The following is a 21,669-nucleotide window of genomic DNA, read 5'->3' on the forward strand; positions in this document are numbered from 1 at the left end:
GCCTTGCGGTCTGCGCTTGTGCGTTTCACTTAAAAACACCGCGGCTTCACGATTCCAAAAGAAAATCGTGAGGCAACGGTGTCTGTGTGCTGGAAAAATCGCCGGTTTTGCGCATTAAAACAGTTGTGTCAACCAATGCGCCCCAGTGACCAACCCCCAAGAATAAGCGGCGATGGTGATCGGTTTGCCTAAAATAATGATCGCTAAGAATTTTTTGAATGACATTTTCGTCATGCCAGCGACTAAGCACAACACATCATCTGGGGCCACTGGCGCGATGATTGCCAAGGCGAAGCACCAGTCGAATTTGCGCTGATTTTGGGTTTTATGTTGGTATTTTTCAAAGGTGGCTTCACTGACCACATAGCGGATGAAGTTGACGCCGTAATACCGCGCCAGCCAGAAGTTGATGATCGAGCCGATACAAATGCCGATATAGTTATACGCAAAACCAGCCCATGGACCAAATAACAACACCCCAGCTGCAGTGGAAATACCGCCTGGGATCACTGGAATCACCACTTGAATGATTTGAATGGCAATGAACAACAAAGGACCGATCGCGCCGATCCCTGCCAAAAAGCCTTGCATACTGTTGAGATCATGAAAGACGCCTAAGTGATACCAATACGCGCACAAGCCAGCGCTGACGCCTAACATGCCAACTGTTGTCGCGTTGATCAATTTGCGTGAAGTTGATGCGTCCACCATGTCACCCCTTTTTTGACCGCTGTGATTTCATTGGTTTTAGTTTAGCAAGTGACAAGCCATTTGGAATGCGGCGCAAGTCTGATTTGTTGGGTGGACTCGCGAATTATGGTAGAATGTAGCGAACACATGTACTTAAGAAAGGACCCTCATGTACGAATTTATGCAAGGGCGCATTGCCGCCGTTACGCCGAGTTTTATTGTGATCAATGTCAATGGCATCGGCTATCGCCTGCTAGTGGCCAATCCGTATCAATTTGAAGAAGGCCAAGAGGCAACTGTATATGTGCAATTGATCATTCGTGACAATGATCAAAGCATGTACGGGTTTGCTGACGCCAGCGAAAAACAAACCTTTAATCAACTGCTTAGCGTCACCGGTATCGGGCCAAAATCAGCGCTGGCGATTTTAGCCAATGCGTCAACTGAAGGCTTGGCAAATGCCATCGCCCAAGATGATGTGCGCTTTTTGACGAAATTTCCTGGTATCGGCAAAAAAACCGCTCAACAGATCATTTTGGATCTTAAAGGTAAGATCGACGCGCCAGGGCCGCTGTTGCAAGAATTATTGCCTAAGCAACCTGACAATGCCCAGTTAGCTGATGCTTTGGCGGCGTTAGTGGCGTTAGGTTACCCACAAAAAACCGTTGATCATTTAGCTGGACAATTAGAAAATTCCAATGCCAAAACCACTGACGCATACATGCGCTTAGGGTTATCATTGTTAAGTCAATAAAAAAGGAGGGGTCATATGGCTGACGATCGGATCGTTGATCAACATTCACAAGCGCAAGAAGATCCTATCGAACGCAGCTTGCGGCCGCAGCTGTTATCTGATTACATCGGCCAAACCGCGGTCAAACACCAGTTGTCAGTGTACATCCAGGCCGCCAAAAAGCGCGAAGAAGCCTTGGATCACGTGCTGTTATATGGCCCACCGGGTTTAGGTAAAACCACTTTGGCATTGGTGATCGCCAATGAATTAGGCGTGCACATTCGTAGCACTTCAGGGCCAGCGATCGAAAAACCAGGTGATTTGGTGGCGTTGCTCAACGAATTGCAAGCCGGTGATGTGTTATTCATCGATGAAATTCACCGCTTGCCTAAAATTGTTGAAGAAATGCTGTACTCGGCGATGGAAGACTTCTATATTGATATTGTTGTCGGGCAAGGGCCAACTGCACACCCGGTCCATTTTCCGTTGCCGCCGTTCACGTTAGTCGGGGCGACGACTCGGGCGGGGATGTTGTCAGCGCCGTTGCGCGATCGCTTTGGGATCACCGCGCATATGGCTTATTACACTGATGAAGAGCTCACGCAGATCGTGCAGCGCACAGCTAGCATTTTCAACATGTCGCTGCCACTAGAATCAGCGCAAGCATTGGCGCTGCGTTCCCGCGGCACGCCGCGGATCGCCAACCGCTTGCTTAAGCGCATCCGTGATTTCGCTGATGTGGCAGAAGCCGATACCGTCAGCGTGGCGTTAGTGGACCACGCCTTAGATCAATTGCAAGTGGATGAACGCGGGCTGGATCAAATCGACCGCAAAATGCTCATGATGATGATCCGCGATTACGATGGTGGCCCAGTCGGGTTGGCGACGATTGCCGCTAACATCGGTGAAGAAACTGCCACCATTGAGGAAATGTACGAACCGTATCTGTTACAGATCGGTTTTTTGAAGCGCACCCCGCGCGGCCGCATGGTGACGCCAGCTGGTTTTGCTCATTTGGATATGCCGTATTTAACTAACAAATAACGTTTCTCAGGAGGAACTACTGTGTTAACTACCGAAGATTTTGATTATGATCTGCCGCATGAATTGATTGCCCAAACGCCATTAAAAGAGCGCGATGCCAGCCGTATGTTGGTGTTAAACGCCAAAACTGGTGCCACCGAAGACAAACACTTCTATGACATTTTGGACTACATTGAACCTGGCGACGCGATCGTGATGAACGATACCCGCGTGATGCCAGCGCGCTTATATGGCGTTAAGCCAGAGACTGGTGCGCATATGGAAGTGTTATTGTTACATAACACGGAAGGCGACAAGTGGGAAACCTTGATGAAGCCGGCCAAAAAAGCCCCAGTTGGCACTGAGATCGACTTTGGCGATGGTTTATTGAAAGCCACTGTCACTGAAGAACTCGAACATGGCGGCCGGATCATTGAATTCCACTATGACGGTATTTTCATGGAGATCTTAGACAAACTCGGTGAAACACCATTGCCACCGTACATCAAAGAAAAACTCGACGACCCAGAAATGTATCAAACCGTTTATGCCAAAGAAGTCGGTTCCGCCGCTGCGCCAACTGCCGGGTTGCACTGGACCGAAGAATTACTGCAAAAGGCCCAAGACAAAGGCGCCAAATTGGTTTACTTGACCTTGCATGTGGGTTTGGGGACATTCCGTCCGGTTTCAGTGACGAACATCGAAGATCACAAAATGCACAGTGAATTTTACCGCTTCTCCCAAGAAGCTGCCGATACCTTGAATGAAGTCAAGAAAAACGGCGGCAAGATCATCGCCACTGGTACCACGTCGATTCGGACGTTGGAAACCATCGGCACCAAGTTCAATGGTGAGATCAAACCATCTAGTGGCTGGACGGATATTTTCATCAAGCCTGGTTACCAATGGCGCGTGGTCGATGCATTCATCACCAACTTCCACTTGCCAAAGTCCACGTTGGTGATGTTAGTGGCATCATTTACTGGCCGCGAGAACATCCTCAATGCCTATGAACATGCGATCAAGGAACGTTACCGCTTCTTCAGCTTCGGCGATGCCATGTATATTCACAAGTAAACTTGTGCAAAAGGCCCACTGCGGCCTTTTGTTGTCTTAGCGTTGTCGTGGTAAGATGGACTGACAGTTAAGACGCTGCGGCACGAAAAGCTGGCGGCTGCGGCGGATCGGCGGCACTGCGGAAAACTGGCCAATTGCCGGGCGGACGGCTTCAGAAATCGGCCAAGACTGCCGATGTTCTTTCGCCTAAATTTTGAACCAGCACAACCCGCTGTTTCAAAATTTACCGGTGAGATCTGCGCATGCCGCCAAAGTTCGGCGTCATCCTTGAGCTCACTTTCACGGCAATTGGCCAGTTTTCCTTCGTTTTGCCGATCCACCTCCGCTGCCAGCTTTTCTCAGTGAGCCGCGCCAACTGACTGCTCAACGCAACACCGGTGACAACGTTGAGCACTGGATAGAGTCATCTGGTCAGTTAAACGAACACGTCTGCGTAACGTGACTTCGAGTCGGCTCAGTATCTGAACGTTGAAGTCAATGAGTTGTCGCTATCTGAAAAAAGTTGGTAGCAACCAGGGCGTTTGAATTTGGGACGGAGGCTGGGTTGTTGCGCCATCGTGAGATTTCCGTTAGCGATTTATCGCTTACGGAAAGCCGCAGGGAAAGATCCGGCGGGTGGCGAGCTAAGCGAGACATCCCAGCTAGCTTTACCTAGGACCCTCACAATGGCGCAACAACCCAGCCGGAGTCCCAAATTCAAACGCCCACCGTCATGTCAAATAACTTTAGTATCAATATCGCACACCAAATCAATGGAGGCTCTATGGAACCAGCAGTAACGTATCATCTCAAACACGTCGATAAGCATACCGGCGCGCGCTTAGGCGAATTGGTCACCCCGCATGGGACTTTTCCAACGCCAATGTTCATGCCAGTTGGGACCTTGGCTTCAGTCAAAACCATGGCGCCAGAAGAACTGGATGCCATGGGCGCTGGCGTGATCTTGGCCAACACGTATCACTTATGGCTGCGGCCAGGTGAAGACATCGTCGAAGCAGCCGGTGGGTTGCATAAATTCATGAACTGGGACAAAGGGATCTTAACCGATTCTGGCGGCTTTCAAGTGTTCTCTTTGGCTGATCTGCGCGATATCCAAGAAGAAGGCGTGCATTTTAAAAATCATTTAGACGGTTCGCGAATGTTTTTGTCCCCAGAAAAAGCCATCGCGATCGAAAATGCTTTAGGGCCAGACATCATGATGAGCTTTGATGAATGCCCACCATTTTTTGAAAGCTATGACTATGTGGCCAAATCCGTGGCCCGCACCAGTCGTTGGGCCGAACGTGGCTTAAAAGCGCACAAAAATCCAGATTGGCAAGCACTGTTTGGGATCGTGCAAGGCGCTGGGTTCAAAGACTTACGCCAACAATCGGCGCGCGATCTTGTCAGCATGGATTTCCCAGGTTATTCTATCGGGGGGTTGTCAGTTGGTGAATCCAAAGAAGAAATGAATCATGTCTTGGACTTCACCACACCGCTGTTGCCGGAAAACAAGCCTCGGTATTTGATGGGGGTTGGTTCGCCTGATGCCTTGATCGATGGGGTGATCCGCGGCATCGATATGTTTGATTGCGTGTTGCCAACGCGCATCGCCAGAAATGGGACCACCATGACTTCTAATGGCCGCGTTGTCATTAAAAACGCCAAATACGCGCGCGACTTCACGCCTTTAGATCCTAATTGTGATTGCTATACTTGCCGTAACTACACCCGCGCTTACATTCGTCATTTGATCCACACTGACGAAGCGTTTGGGATCCGCTTGACCAGTTATCACAATTTATATTTCTTGTTACACTTGATGCAACAAGTGCGTGAAGCCATTGCCAATGACCAGTTGTTAGAGTTCCGCGAAGCCTTTTTTGAACAATATGGCTACAACAAACCTAACGCCAAGTCGTTCTAAGTCTAAAGTCGCATTGGCAAGACAAGTGAAAATCTGTTACAGTATGGAATGAATAAAAATTAAACGAGGTGCCCACATTGAATAGTAGTTTTTCCATGATCATTTTAGTGGTCGTTATGTTTGCATTCATGTATTTTGGCATGATGCGGCCCCAAAAGAAGCAACAACAAAAACGTCAACAAATGTTAAGCGCCATGAAAAAAGGCGATAAGGTCATCACGATCGGTGGTTTGCACGGGGTGATCGATAGCATCGATACCGCCAATGGCACTGTTGATCTGGACTTAGACGGGATCTTTTTGACCTTCAACTTAAGTGCCATTCGCACGGTGGCAGAACCTGCGGCTACCGCAACCGTAACGCCAAAAGTTGAAGCCAAGCCTGAAACTGAAGACAAGCCATATTCTGAACCGACGTCTGATGATTCAAACGACAGCACCAAAGAAGACTAAAGCATTATTTGGATCGCACCGCCCATTTTGTGGGTGGGGCGATTTTTTTGTTTCCAGCAGATCTTTGAGAAATCGCGAGCTGACAGCATTTTGCCATTTGAAAAAAGTGAAGCAGTGCGCGGCTACCGAATAATGAAACCGGTTACGAATTTGGCGGTCGTCACACTTTTGGCGAACTGTGACGCGGCTGAAGCTTGATATACCGCAATCATGTCGAACTTTGTGATACAGTAAACAGCATCCCACAAAACAGATGAAAGCGGCTTACGCTCAATCAATCACATTGAACGAAAAAAAGTTTGCTGTTAAAACCGCGGTGTAAAGGCATTTTAAAAATAATCGTGAAAAAATTCACTTAACCTGTTTACAAATTCACAACCATCCGTTATAGTGTTCTTGTGAAATGGTTAACGAAAAAACATTCAACCGTGGAGGATACGCAAATGCTGAAAGATAAAACTGCGCCAGAAAAATCCGAGTTAGACGTCAACAAAATGATCGATGACTTGGTTCAAAACGCTCACGCTGCTTTGGACGTGATGAAAGGCTTCGACCAAGCCAAAGTCGACCATATCGTGCACCGCATGGCGATCGCTGGTTTGGATCATCATATGGAATTGGCGAAGTTGGCTGTTGAAGAAACGGGTCGTGGCGTTTATGAAGATAAAGCCATCAAGAACATGTTTGCCACTGAAGAAATTTGGCACGCGATCAAAGACGACAAAACTGTTGGCGTGATCGCCGAAGACAAACAAAAAAATGTGGTGTCGATCGCTGAACCGATCGGGGTCATCGCTGGGGTAACCCCAGTGACGAACCCGACATCAACGGTGATGTTCAAAGCTGAAATTGCCATCAAGACGCGCAATCCGATCATCTTCTCCTTCCACCCAGGCGCTCAACAATCATCTTCTCGCGCTTTGGAAGTGTTGCGTGACGAAGCGGTCAAAGCCGGTTTGCCAGCAGGTGCGTTGCAATATATCCCAGTCCCAAGTATCGAAGCTTGCCAAGCGCTGATGCATCACCCAGGCGTGGCCACGATCTTAGCCACTGGCGGCCCTGGCATGGTCAAGTCTGCTTATTCTTCTGGCAAGCCAGCGTTAGGCGTTGGGGCCGGCAATGCGCCAGCTTACATCGAAGCGTCTGCCAACATCAAACAAGCCGTCAACGACATCATGTTGTCTAAGAGTTTTGACCATGGGATGGTTTGTGCCTCTGAACAAGGCATGATCGTAGATGCGGCCATTTATGACAAGGTCAAAGCTGAATTTTCTGCCCAAGGCGCATACTTCGTGGCCAAAAAGGACTTGCCAAAGTTCACTGAAACAGTGATCAACACCGAAAAAATGGCTGTCAACCCTCGGATCGTTGGTCAAAGTGCTTGGCAGATCGCCAACTGGGCTGGGATCGATATTCCTAAAGACACCCAGTTGATCATTGCTGAATTGCCTGAACCTGGCGACAAATATCCACTGTCTCATGAAAAACTCAGCCCAGTTTTGGCAATGTTTAAAGCCACTGATCATGAAGATGGCTTTGCTAAAGCTGAAAAAATGCTTGATATCGGCGGCTTGGGCCATACCGCAGTGATCCACACTGCTGATCAAGACTTGGCTTTGGACTATGCTGATCGCATGCAAGCTTGCCGGATCTTGGTCAACACCCCATCGACCATGGGTGGTATCGGGGATCTTTACAACAACATGATCCCATCGTTGACGTTGGGCTGCGGCTCTTACGGTGGTAACTCAATTTCGCATAATGTGGGGACGATCGACTTGTTGAACATCAAGACATTGGCAAAGCGCCGCAACAACATGCAATGGGTCAAGCTGCCACCGAAGATCTACTTCGAACGCAACTCCGTACGCTACTTGGAAAAAATGGACGGCCTTGATCGGGTATTGATCGTCGGTGACCGCGGCATGGAAAAACTCGGCTATGTTCGCATCGTTGAAGACGTATTGAAAAACCGCACCAACAAAGTGGATGTGCAAACCTTCTTGGATGTCGAACCTGACCCATCCAGCAACACGGTTTATAAAGGCACGGCGATCGCCAAAGACTTCAAGCCTGATGCGATCGTAGCTATCGGCGGCGGTTCGGTCATGGATGCGGCTAAAGGCATCTGGCTGTTTTACGATGGCGATGGCGACTTCTTTGGCGCTAAGCAGAAGTTCTTGGATATCCGTAAGCGGACTTACAAGTTCCCAAAGCCAACCAAGTCTAAGTTAGTTTGCATCCCAACGACTTCTGGTACCGGCTCTGAAGTGACCCCATTTGCGGTCATCACCGATTCTGATACTGGCATCAAATACCCATTGGCTGACTACGCTTTGACGCCTGATGTGGCGTTGGTCGACCCGCAGTTCATCGAAACGGTACCGCCGAAGGTCGTCGCTGATACTGGCTTGGATGTGATCTGCCACGCCACTGAAAGCTTCGTTTCCACGATGGCAAGCTCTTACACTCGTGGGTTATCACTAGAAGCGTTGAAGTTGGCTTTTGACAACTTGGAAGCTTCTTACAAAGGCGACTTGGAGGCCAAAGCCAAAATGCATGATGCTTCGACGATCGCTGGGATGGCCTTTGCCAACGCATTACTTGGGATCAACCACAGTATCGCCCACAAGCTTGGTCAAACGTACCACCTGCCTCATGGCCGTTGCATTGCGATCACTTTCCCACATGTGGTGCGCTACAATGCCAAAACCCCAACTAAGCGCGCGGTATGGGCCAAGTACAGCTACTTCAAAGCTGACGAAGATTACGCGCAAATCGCCCGTTACTTGGGACTTAAAGGCAACACCACTGCTGAATTAGTCGAATCTTTCGTCCAAGCTTATATTGATTTAGCTGGTCGCGTTGGCGTTAAGATGAGCTTGAAGGAACAAGGCATCAGCAAAGAAGATGTCTTATCCAATGTTGATCGGATCGCCGAATTGGCTTATGAAGACAACTGCACAGTCACCAACCCAGTTGAACCTTTGATCGCTGATATGAAGCAAATGGTCTTAGATGAATATGAAGGCACAGCTTCTTCTGCTTCGGTTCGCCCTTAGCGGATCGATCCGCCACGGTTTTGAGAAAGCGTCGCGCTTGCGCGGCGCTTTTTTGATGGTAAAATTAGTCGCGACCAACTTTTAAAGTGGGGACTTGGTTTGTGCATTGGATTTTGGAAAGATTGGTAGGCGTCGACTTCTATTTTTGGCGATTTCATGCCATAATAGAGTTAGACCATTGCGACTAAAAGTAAGGATGAGTTATGACACCAAATAAAGAAGATTATCTTAAAATGATTTTTGAACTGGGCGGGGACACCCAGCTGATCTCAAACAAGCAAATCGTGATCGGCTTGGATGTTTCGGCGGCTTCGGTCAGCGAGATGATCACCAAGTTAGTGGAACAACATTATGTGACCCATACCCCATATCAAGGGATCAAGCTAACAGCCACCGGCCAAAAGCGGGCGGCTTTATTAGTTCGCAATCATCGCTTATGGGAAGTCTTTTTGGTGCAGTCGTTACATTATCCTGTTGACTCCATCCATCAAGAAGCAGAGCGGTTGGAACACGCCACAACGCAAGATATGGCTGATCGCTTAGCGGAAATGTTAGGCAACCCGCAATATTGTCCGCATGGTGGGGTGATCCCAGATGCAGATGGGCATTATTTTGATCAAAGCCGCAAGCCGCTGTCCAATGTTTCAGTCGGCGAAAAAGGCCATATCGAGCGGGTGGTCGATGAAGTCGTGGTGTTGGATTACATTCGCGATATCGACTTACAAATTGAAGATCATTTTACCGTGGTGGGCGTCAGTGACGCTGCCATCACCTTACATTTGACGCGCACTGATCAAGACCTTGCCGTCGATCGCGTGCGCGCCGCACATATTTTCATCGATCCGGCGATCGTTGACTAACATGTTGAAGACGCAATAGGAGTAATACAGCATATGGCAAAAGAACAAGCAGCAGTGATCATTCTTTTTGGCGGGTCAGGAGACTTGGCTCGGCGCAAACTTTATCCAGCCATGTTTGGTTTGTTTCAGCGCGGCTATTTAAATGAACATTTTGCCGTGATCGGCACCGCCAGACGCCCATGGTCTAATGAACACCTGCGCGAGATCGTCGTGGAAGCCGTCAAAACCATGCCTGGCGCGACATTGGAAAAAGCGCAGCGCTTTGCCAGTCACTTTTATTATCAATCCCATGATGTGACTGACGCCGAACATTACACCACCTTGAAAACGCTGGCCGCCAAGCTCGACGACCAATATCAAGCCGGCGGTAACCGGATCTATTATATGGCCATGGCGCCAAACTTTTTTGCCACCATCGCTGAGCATTTGAAGTCTGAAGCGTTACTGACTGATAACGGTTTTAACCGCTTGGTGATCGAAAAGCCTTTTGGCCATGATTATGCCTCAGCCAAAGCGTTGAATGATTCGATCACCGCGACCTTTGATGAGTCGCAGATTTATCGTATCGATCACTACTTAGGCAAAGAAATGGCCCAAGCGATCATGGCGTTGCGCTTTGCCAATCCGATGATCGCCAATGTTTGGCACAAAGACTATATCCAAAATATTCAAATCACTTTGGCAGAAGCCGTTGGGGTCGAAGAACGCGCGGGGTATTATGAACAATCCGGCGCCATCCGTGATATGATCCAAAACCATGTGATGCAGCTGGTGGCAGATCTGACTATGGCCAAGCCTGAGTCATTGACCTCTGAAGCAGTACACCGCGTCAAAGGCGACGTGTTTGATCATTTACATGTGTATACCCCGCAAGAAGCCTGCGACAATTTCGTGCGCGGGCAATATACTGCCGCGGTGATCGACGGGGATGAAGTCACCGGCTACCGCGATGAAACTGGTGTGGCCAAAGATTCTTTGACAGATACATTTGTCGCCGGGAAAATTCTCGTCGATACCCCGGATTTTCAAGGCGTGCCGATTTATGTGCGCACTGGCAAGCGATTGACGCGCAAATCGACCCAGATCACCGTGGTATTCAAGCCAGCCAAAGATGCGCTGTTCAACACTGCCGCAAAACCTGACACCTTGACCATTTATGTGGAACCAAGCGAAGGGTTCGATTTGGTGTTAAACGGCAAAAAGCTAGGCCAAAGCAATGAGTTGATCCCAGAAAACTTAGCCTTTCGCCATGAGCCCAAAGCCGCCAAAGCAGCGCCAGAAGCTTATGAGCGCTTGATCCAAGATGCGCTACAAGGTGATCAAACCAACTTCACGCGCTGGACGGAGCTGGCCAAAACTTGGCAATATGTTGATGCCATCTTAGCCGCTTGGCAACATGACACGACCATGCCAGAATATCCAGCCGGCACCATGGGACCCAAAGAAAGCTTTGAGTTATTGGCGCGTGATGGCAATGAATGGCATTGGCAACCTACCCATGTCAAAATGGCAGATTAGTAATTGATGAAATGATGCACACAGGGTCTAGACGCTTTCGTCTTGACCCCGTTTGTGTCTTATCCTAGCGATTGGAGGCGCGCGTATGGGGGATTGGTTATCAGTGCCTGAGATCAATGACACCAGCCGGCGGATCTTGCATATCGATATGGACGCGTTTTATGCGTCGATCGAACAACGCGATGATCCGGCGTTGAAAAAGCGCGCCTTGGTGATCGCCCACGACCCGCGCAAAACCGGCGGCAAAGGGGTGGTGACCACTGCCAATTATGTGGCGCGCCAATACGGGGTACATTCGGCAATGAGTGCCCAAGAAGCGCTGCGCTTGGTGCCTAAGAAAGTGTTGACCTTTAAAGACCCGGACTTCACCAAATATCATGCCGTGTCCGATCAGATCCATGCGTTGTTTCGCCAAGTCACCGATTTGATCGAGCCAGTGGCGCTAGATGAAGCGTATTTGGACGTGACGGCCAATCAAGATTTTCCCACCAGCATCGATTTGGCGCTATGGCTGCAAGATGCGATCAAGCAAACAACAGGTTTAACGTGTAGTTTTGGGTTGTCGTATAACAAGTTTTTGGCCAAAGAAGCCAGTGAATACAACAAGCCCAATGGCCGTACCGTGATCTTGCCGCAACAAGCCCAAGCATTTTTGAAGCGCTTGGCGATCGGCGAATTTCGCGGCGTCGGCGCCAAAACCAAACCGATACTGGAAGATATGGGGATCGAAACTGGTGCGGATCTGTTGGCTTACAGTCAAGCAGACTTGGTGCAACATTTTGGCAAAATGGGCTTGGGACTGTATCAACATGCTCGCGGCATCGACAACCGCCCAGTGCTGGTGCGTGATCGCAAATCCATCGGCAAAGAGCGCACCTATCGCGCCGTGAAAACCACCGACGCGCAAGTGGAAGCAGAACTCAAACACTTGGCCAAACTGGTGGCAGAGACGTTAGCCAGCAAGCAAAAACATGGCAAAACCGTGGTGCTTAAAGTGCGGGATCGGGATTTCAATACCACGACCAGACGAACGAGTTTGCCACAGTTCATCAATCGCGAAGCGGATATTTTCAACGTGGCTTGGCAGTTGTGGCAACAGCTCAAACCTGATGATATCGCCATTCGGCTGCTGGGGATCACCGTGACTGGCTTAGAAGCGCAACAATTTGAAAATCTTGACTTGCCCCTGTGATTGGTACAGCCGGTGAATGTGTTATACTAAAGGTAACTGAGGACACGTGAGGTAAAATGATGGCGACGAAGCATGAACAGATCCTACATTATATTGCAAACTTGGCAGTTGGCACCAAGATCTCGGTGCGCACCATTGCCAAGCAGCAACAAGTTTCTGAAGGCACGGCTTATCGCGCCATCAAAGAAGCCGAAAACACCGGCTTAGTGTCAACGATCGAGCGCGTCGGCACCATTCGCATCGAGCAAAAGCCGATCAACAATATCGACTCATTGACGTTAAAAGCGTTATTGAAGCTGATCGATGGCAAAGTGCTCGGCGGGTCGGCTGGGTTGAACAAAAAACTCGACAAATTCGTCATCGGTGCCATGACGCCAGACGAAATGAAGCGCTACATCACGCCGAACGCGTTGATGATCATCGGGAATCGTGAAGATGCCCAAAAACTCGCGTTGGAAAATGGCGCCGCCGTGTTGATCACTGGGGGCTTTATGACTAGCGATGCAGTGATCGCCAAAGCCAATGCGGCAAGTTTGCCGGTGATGCAAACCAGCTATGATACCTTCACAGTGGCGACGATGATCAACCGCGCGTTGTCTGATCAAGCGATCAAACAAGACATTTTGACCGTGGCGGCAGTTTATTCGCGCTTGCGCAAAATCAAAACGGCCACACCTGAAAATACGGTGGCGGATTTCTTGCGCTTGCGCGGCGATCGTAGCGACTTTGCGTTACCGATCATTACCTCAGGCGGCCGCTTAGTGGGGATGGTCGCAGAAGCGCAGATCCATGGCAAAAAGCTCACCACTCCGCTAGAGCGGGTGATGGTCAAAGATCCCCTGACCGTCAAGCCTTACTTGTCCGTGACCACTGTCGGCCACACCATGCAAGGCAACGGGTTGGCGGTGTTGCCAGTGGTGGATGATTCTTGGAAGTTACTGGGGATCGTCACGCGCCATGCCGTTTTTTCCAGCATGGCTGATCTCAATCACAATCGCGATGCGGCCACGTTCGCCGATCAAGTGGCGCGGCAAATGCAGTTAGTCGAATCCACGCGCGTTGATGTTGCCGATTACCGGTTGCACACCACGCCGATGATGACCAATCAGCTGGGCACGTTGAGTTTTGGGGTGTTGAATGAAGCCGTCAATACTGCCGCGACTGGCTTTTTGAACCGGGCCGGGCGACGCAATGTGTTGGTGGCGGAGTTATCGTTGCACACATTTCGGCCGATCCAGTTGGAAACCACCGTCAACATTCATGTGCGGCCATTGGAATTGACGCGCCATGAAGCGACCTTAGATATCGAATTACAAACTGACGGTTTGCCAGTTGCCAAAGCATTGGTCACCTGCCAATTGCTGGAAAGGAATTAATATGTTGTTAGACGACATCCTCACGCAGATCAAAGCCTATGACACCATCATCATTCACCGTCATGTTAATCCAGATCCTGATGCTTTAGGCTCTCAAGGTGGTTTAGCTGCTAGCATTCAAGCGGCTTATCCGAATAAGCGTGTGTTGTTAGCCGGCGGGGACGTTGGCAACTTGGCTTGGTTGTCGACGATGGATCAGGTCCAAGATGCCGATTATGCCAACGCGTTGGTGATCACCGTTGATACCGCAGACACGCCGCGAGTTTCAGATCAGCGCTTTAACACCGGGAAGTTTTTGATCAAAATCGATCATCATCCCAATGACGATGCCTATGGCGATTTGTTGTGGGTCGTGCCTGAAGCCAGTTCCACCTCGGAATTAGTCTATGACTTGATCCAACATGCCAATGGGGCGCTTTCGATGAATGCCAAAGTCGCGCGGCTGTTATATGCTGGCATCGTCGGCGACACTGGGCGCTTTTTGTACAACAATACTTCAGCACACACCTTGCAAGTGGCTGCGGCGTTGATCCAAGAAGATTTTGATCCCACGGCTTTAAACAATCGGATGAATGCCATCAGCTTTGCGCAAGCCAAGTTGCAAAGTTATGTGTTTAACCACTTGCATATTTCCCCAGCCGGCGCTGGGTCGGTGGAGATCCCCTTAAGTGTCGTCAACGAATTGGGCTTGACCAAAGATCAAGTGCATGCGGCAGTGGGCACCCCAGGACGGTTAGGCGAAGTGGTAGCTTGGGTGATTTTTGTCGAGCAACCAGATGGCGAGCCATATCGGGTCAACTTGCGCTCCAAAGGCCCGATCATCAATGAACTAGCCAAGCAACACCATGGCGGCGGGCATCCTTTGGCATCAGGTGCCAAAGCCCAAAACCGTGAAGAGATCAACGCAATTACAACACAACTCGAAGCCATAGTGGCAGAAAGCGAGCATTAATGGCAACTTTTAAGCAATACGCATTAAGCCAGCCGATCATCGACGGGTTAACGGATATGCACATCGACACCCCAACGGCGATCCAAGAAAAAGTGATCCCAGCGGTTTTACGTGGGGAGTCAGTGATCGGCCAAAGCCAAACCGGCTCTGGGAAGACCCATGCCTTTTTGGTCCCGATCTTAGATCGCCTTGACGCCAAATCCGACACGGTCCAAGCGGTGATCACCGCGCCGAGTCGGGAATTGGCTACCCAAATTTATACTGTGGCGACGACTTTGGCGAAACATTTGCCAGACTTGCGGATCCACAATTATGTTGGCGGTACTGATAAAGCCAAACAAATCGACAAGCTGAAAAATAACCAACCGCAATTGGTCATTGGCACCCCTGGGCGGATCTTGGATCTGATCAAGTCAGGCGCTTTGGCCGCTCACACAGCAGAAACTTTTGTCGTGGATGAAGCGGATATGACCTTAGACATGGGTTTTTTGAACCAAGTCGATCAAATCGCTGCGACTTTTCCTAAAGATCTGCAAATGTTGGTGTTTTCCGCCACTATTCCGCAAAAGCTCGAACCGTTCTTAAAGAAATACATGCAAAACCCAACGATCTTTACCTTAAAGCCGCAATCCGTGATCGCCGACACCGTGGATAACTGGTTGATCGCCGCCAAAGGCCGTGACAAAAACCAATTGATCTATCAATTGTTGACGATCGGGCAGCCATTTTTGGTGTTGATTTTTGCTAACACCAAGCATGCGGTGGATCACATCCATCAATTCTTAACGGATCAAGGCTTGAATGTCGCTAAGATCCATGGCGGTATCCCGCCACGTGAACGCAAACGCGTGATGAAAGAAGTCGCGGCGTTGAAGTATCAATATGTTGTGGCCACTGACTTGGCAGCGCGTGGGATCGATATCAAAGGGGTTTCGCATGTCATCAACGCTGAGATCCCCAGCGACAATGAATTCTTCATTCACCGCGTCGGCCGTACTGGGCGCAATGGGATGCATGGTATCGCCATTACCTTGTATACGCCAGGGCAAGAAGACCAAATCGCCGAATTGGAACATTTAGGCATCCACTTCACCCCTAAAGCGATCAAAAACGGCGAAGTGGTCGATTCTTACGACCGTAATCGTCGTGTCACTCGTAAAGCGAAATCTGATCCGCGTTCCCTGCGGATCCGCGGCTTGGCGGCCAAAGAAGAAAAGAAACATATGCCAGGCTACAAACGCAAGATCCAAAAAGAAGTCGATCGCGAACGGCGCTTCAATTCTCGTTTGAAAAAACGGGAAGCCATGCGCGCCTCACGTAAAGCCAAAAAATCGAAGTAAACGCTCAAGCGGAGATTAAACTTGCCAGACTATTGATTAGTCGCCGCAGTTTTAGTCGCCGTTTGTTTTTTTGAAAAAGGAGGGGCAACATGGCTCAAACCGACTTATTGTTACCGCAATGGGCAAGCTTAGCCCAAGAGCGTCAGCGCTTTATCTTGCAACAACTGACGCGCTACTTTTTAAGTCCGTTGTTGTCAGTGGATGCGTTGACGCCGGTATCAGTGGATTATTTTGGCCAAACGTTGAACACGTTTGATGTGTTGATCGGCGGTCAGTGGCTACGCTTTGTGCCTGGCGCATTAAATGTGCCCCTTGGCGTTGATCGCGATGAGCCTAATGTTCAAGCCTTACTTTCCCAGTGGCCAAAAGCGCAATTTTCGCCGAAACGCGTGGTGGATATGCCGCCGATGTTGGTGGCGCGCCAAGCCGTGCCAGTTCAAGAACAAGTGATCGGGCAGGTGAACTTGTTGACGCATGTGTTTCATGGCAATCATTTCGCTTATGTGCCTTACAAGCCGACCGTATTGGCTTTGTTGAGCCGCCATGTTGATAGCTTGGCGCCTGATGCCGAGTCTTTTGCGCCAGTGCTTGAAAGCGGGCATGTGCGCTTGATCCAACAAAGTGCTCATCACTATCAAGTGCGTTTGGTGCATGATTGGGATGCGCAAAAGTTGCGCAAATCCTTAGGTGGGTTTGGCCAAACCTTGCCAAATGAAGATCAATATGAATACTTGCAAGGTGGCGGCATCGCGCAAGTTTTTCCTTGGGGCAATCAAGTCCCAAAGCCACTGCCGGCTTATTTGCCGAATCGCTTTGGCTTGACCATCAAAACCAGCGACGCGGCGCCTGAATTGTTATTAGCAGGCCCAGATAAACGCGGTGCTAGCTTGGCGCAATGGTCCCCTGCTTATCGCGCTGAAACGGCACTGCCATTTGAAGCGCACACGTATCGGCCGCTGACGTTGATCACGATCGACTGACCTTGGTGGCATTGACACCAGCGCGCGGTGTCCGTATAATGACGTCGTTAGGATATGCAAGGCATGACGCTGATCATCCAGGAAGTCGCGATTAATTGGGAACGCGGCGACAGCAGTGACTTGTGCTCCCTGATCGACAATTAAACAGTAATCAATGAAGTGGTAAACGATCAACATCGTTGCAAACAAGGTGGTACCGCGCGCAAGCGTCCTTGAATTGCAGCGGTGTTTTTGTGTCGCAAAACCGCGATTCCTTAGGAGGAAATTATGAAGCAACTCAACTCAGCCCAGATCCGCCAAATGTTTCTGGACTTTTTCAAGTCAAAAGGGCATGATATCGAACCTTCCGCCAGCTTGATCCCAGTCAACGACCCCTCGTTATTGTGGATCAACTCTGGTGTGGCCACGTTAAAGAAGTATTTTGACGGGTCAGTGATCCCCAAGAACCCGCGGATCACTAACGCCCAAAAGTCCATTCGTACCAACGATATTGAAAATGTCGGCAAAACCGCGCGGCATTTGACCTTCTTTGAAATGCTGGGGAACTTCTCAGTCGGCGATTATTTCAAACCAGAAGTGATCCCGTGGGCTTGGGAATTCTTGACGTCAGATGAATGGTTAGGCTTGGACAAAGACAAGTTGTATGTCACGGTTTACCCTAAAGACACTGAAGCCAAGCGCATTTGGCATGAAGTTGTGGGCTTGCCTAAAGAGCGCATTTTTGATGTGGAAGATAACTTCTGGGATATCGGTGTTGGCCCATGTGGTCCAGATTCAGAAATCTTTTTTGACCGCGGCCAAAGCTTCAATGATGTCGCTGAAGACGATCCAGAAAACTATCCTGGTGGCGAAAACGAACGCTATGAAGAAATCTGGAACATTGTGTTCTCCGAATTCAATCATTTGCCAGATGGCCGCTATGTCGACCAACCGCATAAAAACATTGATACCGGCATGGGCTTGGAACGCTTAGTCTCAGTGATCGAAGGCACGCGCACCAATTTTGAAACCGACTTGTTCATGCCGATCATCAAAAAAACCGAAAGCCTGTCTGCGGGCAAAAAGTATAACGCCAATGATAAAGATGATGTGGCCTTTAAGATCATCGCCGATCATGCGCGGACGGTCACATTTGCCATTGGTGACGGGGCTTTGCCATCAAACGAAGGCCGCGGGTATGTGTTGCGCCGCTTGATCCGGCGCGCGGTGTTAAATGGGAAGAAACTTGGCATCGAATCTGACTTCTTGTACCAATTAGTGCCAGTTGTCGGCGAGATCATGCAAAGCTACTACCCTGAAGTCTTGAAAAACAAAGCCTTCATCGAAAAAGTGATCCGCTCTGAAGAAGCGCGCTTCCGCGAAACGTTAGACGCTGGGGTCACCATGCTCAATCAAACCATCGCCAACGTCAAAGCAAACGGCCAAACCGTGATCCCAGGCGCTGATGCGTTCAAGTTGTTTGATACCTTCGGCTTCCCAGTGGAAATGACGGCTGAATTGGCTGAAGATGAAGGCTTGACCGTGGATATGGACGGCTACAAAGCCAACATGCAAGCCCAACGTGACCGCGCCCGCGCCGCACGTGGGGATGCGCAATCCATGGGCAACCAAGACAAGTTGTTGATGAGCATCGACACCAAATCTAAGTTTACCGGTTGGACAGATACAGATGACGATGCCAAGTTGATGGCCATTATCGTCAATGATGCTTTAGTTGACGAAGTGGCAACGGGTAGCGCCCAAGTGATTTTTGATCAAACGCCATTTTATGCCGAAATGGGTGGCCAAGTGGCTGACCATGGGGATATCCTCGATCAATCAGGCGCCGTGGTGGCCAAAGTCACTGACGTGCAACATGCGCCAAATGGCCAGAACTTGCACACCATTTCCGTTTTAGGGCACCTGAAAGCTGGCGAAACTTACCACTTGCAAGTTGAACTCACTCGCCGACAAAAAGTTTCCATGAACCATACCGCCACTCACTTGTTGGATACGGCGTTGCGCCAAGTATTAGGCGACCATACCCATCAAGCCGGGTCATTAGTGGAACCTGATTACTTACGGTTTGACTTCACCAACTTCGGCCAAGTCACCCCAGAACAACTCAAGCAAATCGAAGGCATCGTCAACACCCAGATCTGGCGTGCTTTGCCGATCACTTGGAAAGAAATGCCGATCGAAGACGCCAAAAAAGAAGGCGCCATTGCGATGTTTGGCGACAAGTATGGCGATACGGTGCGCGTGGTGACCATCGGCGACTTCAACAAAGAATTTGATGGCGGCACTCATCCGACTAACACCAGTGCGTTAGGGTTATTCAAGATCACCGGCGAATCTGGTATCGGCGCTGGCACTCGGCGCATTGAAGCGGTCACGTCGAAAGAAGCGTTTGAATACTTGACCCATCAAGAAAACTTGTTACACCAAGTTGCCCAAGCCGTGAAGTCGGAACAACTAGACGCAGTACCGGCTAAAGTGGCCAGCTTACAAAGCGACTTGAAAGCTTCGCAAAAACAAGTGGAAGCCTTACAAGCCAAATTAGCTGCCCAACAAGCCAATGGGTTATTTGATTCAGCTGAACCTGCTGGCAAGTACTCGTTGATCAAAGCCCAATTGAAAGTCGCTGGCATGAACGAATTGCGCCAGTTGGCGGATCAATGGAAAACCAAAGATGCTTCTGATGTGTTGGTATTGGCCACTGAAGCCAATGACAAAGCCAATCTGTTAGTCGCCGTATCCGCCGCTGCGATCAAACAAGGTGTCAAAGCCGGCAACATCATCAAAGCCATTGCGCCTAAAGTTCAAGGTGGCGGCGGCGGCCGTCCTGACATGGCCCAAGCGGGTGGGAAGAATCCTGCTGGGATCGCCGATGCGTTAGCCGAAGCGGTCAAAGTCATCGCCGCATTATGATCTGATCATCAAAGCGATAAATACTTGGTAACGCTTGCGAAAATGTCGTCGGTTCATTGTGCTTTTGACCATTTTCAAGTAGAATAAGGATGAATTGGACAGAATAGAGGTGTTAGGAATGAGCACATTAGATCAAACGGTCCACTTTGACTTTCACGATAACGACCCGAAGAACGTTCACGAAACCCTTGAAACGGTGTACAACTCCTTAGAGGAAAAAGGTTACAACCCGATCAACCAAATCGTCGGCTACTTGATTTCCGGCGATCCCGCTTATATCCCGCGGTACAACGATGCTCGTAATTTGATCCGCAAACACGAGCGCGACGAGATCATAGAAGAGCTCGTTCGTAACTATCTTGGCAAGGTGAAAGACTGATGCGATTAATGGGACTAGACGTCGGTTCACGCACTGTTGGAGTCGCGATGAGTGATCCTTTAGGCTGGACGGCGCAAGGTTTAGAGATCATCCGCATCAATGAAGACAAAGGCGAATTCGGCTTAGAGCGAGTCGCTGAGCTGGCCAAACAATATGAAGTCACCGGCTTTGTGTGTGGTTTGCCGAAAAACATGAACAACACCTTAGGCCCGCGTGCTGAAAAATCACGCGAGTATGGGGCAATGTTGGCTGAGCGTTTTGGCTTGCCTGTTGATTTCACCGATGAGCGTTTGACCACGGTGGAAGCCAGCCGCATGCTGATCGAAGAAGCCGATGCTAGCCGCAAAAAGCAAAAAAAGGTGATCGACAAGCTGGCTGCGCAAATGATCTTACAAAACTATTTAGACGCTCATGGCAAATTGACCAAGCAATAACCAAGGAGGCCCTTATGGCAGAACAAGAAAACGTCAAACCAGGCGAAGATGATCAATTGATCACTTTAGTCGATGACAAAGGCAATGAAGAGTTATACCAAGTGCTGTTTACCTTCGACTCTGAAGATTATGGCAAGTCTTACGTGCTGTTGTATCCACAAAGTGCCAGCGACGATGAGGAATTAGAGATCCAAGCGTTCTCTTTCACCCCAGATGCCAATGGTGATGCCAGCCAAGGTGACTTATATCCGATCGAAGACGATGATGAATGGTCCATGGTCGAAGAAGTGTTGAACACCTTCTTAGCTGACGAAGACGAAGACTAACCGAAAAGCGGCCTGGTGCCGCTTTTTGTGTGCCTTGGGCTCGAAAATCTGGAGGCTGCGGTGAACTGGTGTCACTCCGGAAAGCTGGCCAAGTTGCCGTGCGGCCGGCTACAGAAATCGGCAAAGCCCGCCGATGTTCTTTCGCCTAAATTCTGAACCAGCCAAACCCGCTGTTTGAGAATTTGCCGGTGAAATCCGCAGATGCCGCCAAAAAACAGCGTCATCTTTGATTTCACTGCCACGGCAATTGCCCAGCTTTCCTCCGTGATACCAGTTCGCCTCCGCCGCCAGATTTTCTCCGTTGGTGGACTGAATTAACAGACCGATTCAGCGGAAGATGTGCGTATTCGAATCAGACGATTGTCATTTCCACATGATGTCCGTACCTGCAGCTTGTGTTGGGCCGATTGTGATCACTGACGTCTTGGGTTGGCACTAATAGGCATTGCCTACTAGTGG

18 protein-coding genes are annotated in these 21,669 nt (G+C 49.6%); 17 read left to right on the forward strand and 1 reads right to left on the reverse strand.

The genetic code is table 11. The features are described from left to right. Positions 1 to 114: 114 nt before the first annotated feature. Positions 115 to 708, reverse strand: a complete 594-nt coding sequence (locus ACKTSG_RS03325) for a TVP38/TMEM64 family protein (protein ID WP_407891983.1) — start codon at positions 706 to 708, stop codon at positions 115 to 117. A gap of 151 nt (positions 709 to 859) precedes the next feature. Here ACKTSG_RS03325 and ruvA point away from each other — a divergent pair, with 151 nt between their 5' ends. From ruvA to ACKTSG_RS03410, 17 genes are all read left to right on the forward strand, one after another. After that, positions 860 to 1,444 carry a Holliday junction branch migration protein RuvA gene (ruvA, locus tag ACKTSG_RS03330; protein WP_407891935.1) on the forward strand — a complete coding sequence of 195 codons (585 nt, stop codon included), beginning with the start codon at positions 860 to 862 and terminating at the stop codon, positions 1,442 to 1,444. A gap of 15 nt (positions 1,445 to 1,459) precedes the next feature. Beyond that, positions 1,460 to 2,467 carry a Holliday junction branch migration DNA helicase RuvB gene (gene ruvB, locus ACKTSG_RS03335; protein WP_407891937.1) on the forward strand — a complete coding sequence of 336 codons (1,008 nt, stop codon included), beginning with the start codon at positions 1,460 to 1,462 and terminating at the stop codon, positions 2,465 to 2,467. Between the two features lie 21 nt (positions 2,468 to 2,488). Continuing rightward, entirely contained in the window at positions 2,489 to 3,523 is a 1,035-nt protein-coding gene (gene queA / locus ACKTSG_RS03340) for a tRNA preQ1(34) S-adenosylmethionine ribosyltransferase-isomerase QueA (RefSeq protein ID WP_407891939.1), read from the forward strand. Positions 3,524 to 4,286: 763 nt separating this feature from the next. After that, complete coding sequence (gene tgt / locus ACKTSG_RS03345) at positions 4,287 to 5,429, forward strand: tRNA guanosine(34) transglycosylase Tgt (RefSeq protein ID WP_407891941.1); 1,143 nt, start codon at positions 4,287 to 4,289, stop codon at positions 5,427 to 5,429. A gap of 77 nt (positions 5,430 to 5,506) precedes the next feature. Continuing rightward, complete coding sequence (gene yajC, locus ACKTSG_RS03350) at positions 5,507 to 5,881, forward strand: preprotein translocase subunit YajC (protein ID WP_407891943.1); 375 nt, start codon at positions 5,507 to 5,509, stop codon at positions 5,879 to 5,881. Between the two features lie 443 nt (positions 5,882 to 6,324). Continuing rightward, positions 6,325 to 8,943 (forward strand): bifunctional acetaldehyde-CoA/alcohol dehydrogenase, encoded by a 2,619-nt coding sequence (adhE, locus tag ACKTSG_RS03355; RefSeq protein ID WP_407891945.1) that lies wholly within the window; start codon positions 6,325 to 6,327, stop codon positions 8,941 to 8,943. A gap of 203 nt (positions 8,944 to 9,146) precedes the next feature. Then, on the forward strand, positions 9,147 to 9,803 hold the full coding sequence (locus ACKTSG_RS03360) for a metal-dependent transcriptional regulator (RefSeq protein WP_407891947.1): 657 nt from the start codon (positions 9,147 to 9,149) through the stop codon (positions 9,801 to 9,803). A gap of 33 nt (positions 9,804 to 9,836) precedes the next feature. Then, a complete protein-coding gene (gene zwf / locus ACKTSG_RS03365) occupies positions 9,837 to 11,321 on the forward strand; it encodes a glucose-6-phosphate dehydrogenase (RefSeq protein ID WP_407891948.1) in 1,485 nt (494 codons plus the stop codon). An 85-nt stretch (positions 11,322 to 11,406) separates the two neighbouring features. Beyond that, positions 11,407 to 12,513, forward strand: a complete 1,107-nt coding sequence (dinB, locus tag ACKTSG_RS03370) for a DNA polymerase IV (RefSeq protein ID WP_407891950.1) — start codon at positions 11,407 to 11,409, stop codon at positions 12,511 to 12,513. 59 nt (positions 12,514 to 12,572) lie between these two features. Further along, positions 12,573 to 13,889, forward strand: a complete 1,317-nt coding sequence (locus tag ACKTSG_RS03375) for a DRTGG domain-containing protein (protein ID WP_407891952.1) — start codon at positions 12,573 to 12,575, stop codon at positions 13,887 to 13,889. 1 nt (position 13,890) lies between these two features. Further along, on the forward strand, positions 13,891 to 14,841 hold the full coding sequence (locus ACKTSG_RS03380) for a DHH family phosphoesterase (RefSeq protein WP_407891954.1): 951 nt from the start codon (positions 13,891 to 13,893) through the stop codon (positions 14,839 to 14,841). Continuing rightward, positions 14,841 to 16,181, forward strand: a complete 1,341-nt coding sequence (locus tag ACKTSG_RS03385) for a DEAD/DEAH box helicase (RefSeq protein WP_407891956.1) — start codon at positions 14,841 to 14,843, stop codon at positions 16,179 to 16,181. Before ACKTSG_RS03380 ends, ACKTSG_RS03385 begins: the two co-directional genes overlap by 1 nt. A gap of 89 nt (positions 16,182 to 16,270) precedes the next feature. Further along, positions 16,271 to 17,161, forward strand: a complete 891-nt coding sequence (locus tag ACKTSG_RS03390; protein WP_407891958.1) for a hypothetical protein — start codon at positions 16,271 to 16,273, stop codon at positions 17,159 to 17,161. Positions 17,162 to 17,428: 267 nt separating this feature from the next. Next, the gene (alaS, locus tag ACKTSG_RS03395; protein WP_407891960.1) at positions 17,429 to 20,071 is read left to right on the forward strand and encodes an alanine--tRNA ligase; all 2,643 of its coding nucleotides are present in this window, start codon (positions 17,429 to 17,431) and stop codon (positions 20,069 to 20,071) included. 118 nt (positions 20,072 to 20,189) lie between these two features. Next, entirely contained in the window at positions 20,190 to 20,450 is a 261-nt protein-coding gene (locus ACKTSG_RS03400) for an IreB family regulatory phosphoprotein (protein ID WP_054714263.1), read from the forward strand. Beyond that, entirely contained in the window at positions 20,450 to 20,884 is a 435-nt protein-coding gene (ruvX, locus tag ACKTSG_RS03405) for a Holliday junction resolvase RuvX (RefSeq protein ID WP_407891962.1), read from the forward strand. The genes ACKTSG_RS03400 and ruvX overlap by 1 nt, the downstream gene beginning before the upstream one ends. Before the next feature lie 14 nt (positions 20,885 to 20,898). Beyond that, on the forward strand, positions 20,899 to 21,210 hold the full coding sequence (locus tag ACKTSG_RS03410; RefSeq protein ID WP_407891964.1) for a DUF1292 domain-containing protein: 312 nt from the start codon (positions 20,899 to 20,901) through the stop codon (positions 21,208 to 21,210). Positions 21,211 to 21,669 lie beyond the last annotated feature (459 nt).

Source organism: Lacticaseibacillus salsurae (assembly GCF_045862175.1).
GTDB lineage: Bacteria > Bacillota > Bacilli > Lactobacillales > Lactobacillaceae > Lacticaseibacillus > Lacticaseibacillus salsurae.

Coding starts and splice junctions, on each gene's coding strand:
- ruvA (WP_407891935.1), top strand. CDS start 860: ATGTACGAATTTATGCAAGGGCGCATTGCCGCCGTTACGCCGAGTTTT.
- adhE (WP_407891945.1), top strand. CDS start 6,325: ATGCTGAAAGATAAAACTGCGCCAGAAAAATCCGAGTTAGACGTCAAC.
- ACKTSG_RS03375 (WP_407891952.1), top strand. CDS start 12,573: ATGGCGACGAAGCATGAACAGATCCTACATTATATTGCAAACTTGGCA.
- alaS (WP_407891960.1), top strand. CDS start 17,429: ATGAAGCAACTCAACTCAGCCCAGATCCGCCAAATGTTTCTGGACTTT.
- ACKTSG_RS03400 (WP_054714263.1), top strand. CDS start 20,190: ATGAGCACATTAGATCAAACGGTCCACTTTGACTTTCACGATAACGAC.
- ACKTSG_RS03385 (WP_407891956.1), top strand. CDS start 14,841: ATGGCAACTTTTAAGCAATACGCATTAAGCCAGCCGATCATCGACGGG.
- tgt (WP_407891941.1), top strand. CDS start 4,287: ATGGAACCAGCAGTAACGTATCATCTCAAACACGTCGATAAGCATACC.
- ruvB (WP_407891937.1), top strand. CDS start 1,460: ATGGCTGACGATCGGATCGTTGATCAACATTCACAAGCGCAAGAAGAT.
- zwf (WP_407891948.1), top strand. CDS start 9,837: ATGGCAAAAGAACAAGCAGCAGTGATCATTCTTTTTGGCGGGTCAGGA.
- ACKTSG_RS03360 (WP_407891947.1), top strand. CDS start 9,147: ATGACACCAAATAAAGAAGATTATCTTAAAATGATTTTTGAACTGGGC.
- ACKTSG_RS03390 (WP_407891958.1), top strand. CDS start 16,271: ATGGCTCAAACCGACTTATTGTTACCGCAATGGGCAAGCTTAGCCCAA.
- ACKTSG_RS03410 (WP_407891964.1), top strand. CDS start 20,899: ATGGCAGAACAAGAAAACGTCAAACCAGGCGAAGATGATCAATTGATC.
- ruvX (WP_407891962.1), top strand. CDS start 20,450: ATGCGATTAATGGGACTAGACGTCGGTTCACGCACTGTTGGAGTCGCG.
- dinB (WP_407891950.1), top strand. CDS start 11,407: ATGGGGGATTGGTTATCAGTGCCTGAGATCAATGACACCAGCCGGCGG.
- ACKTSG_RS03380 (WP_407891954.1), top strand. CDS start 13,891: ATGTTGTTAGACGACATCCTCACGCAGATCAAAGCCTATGACACCATC.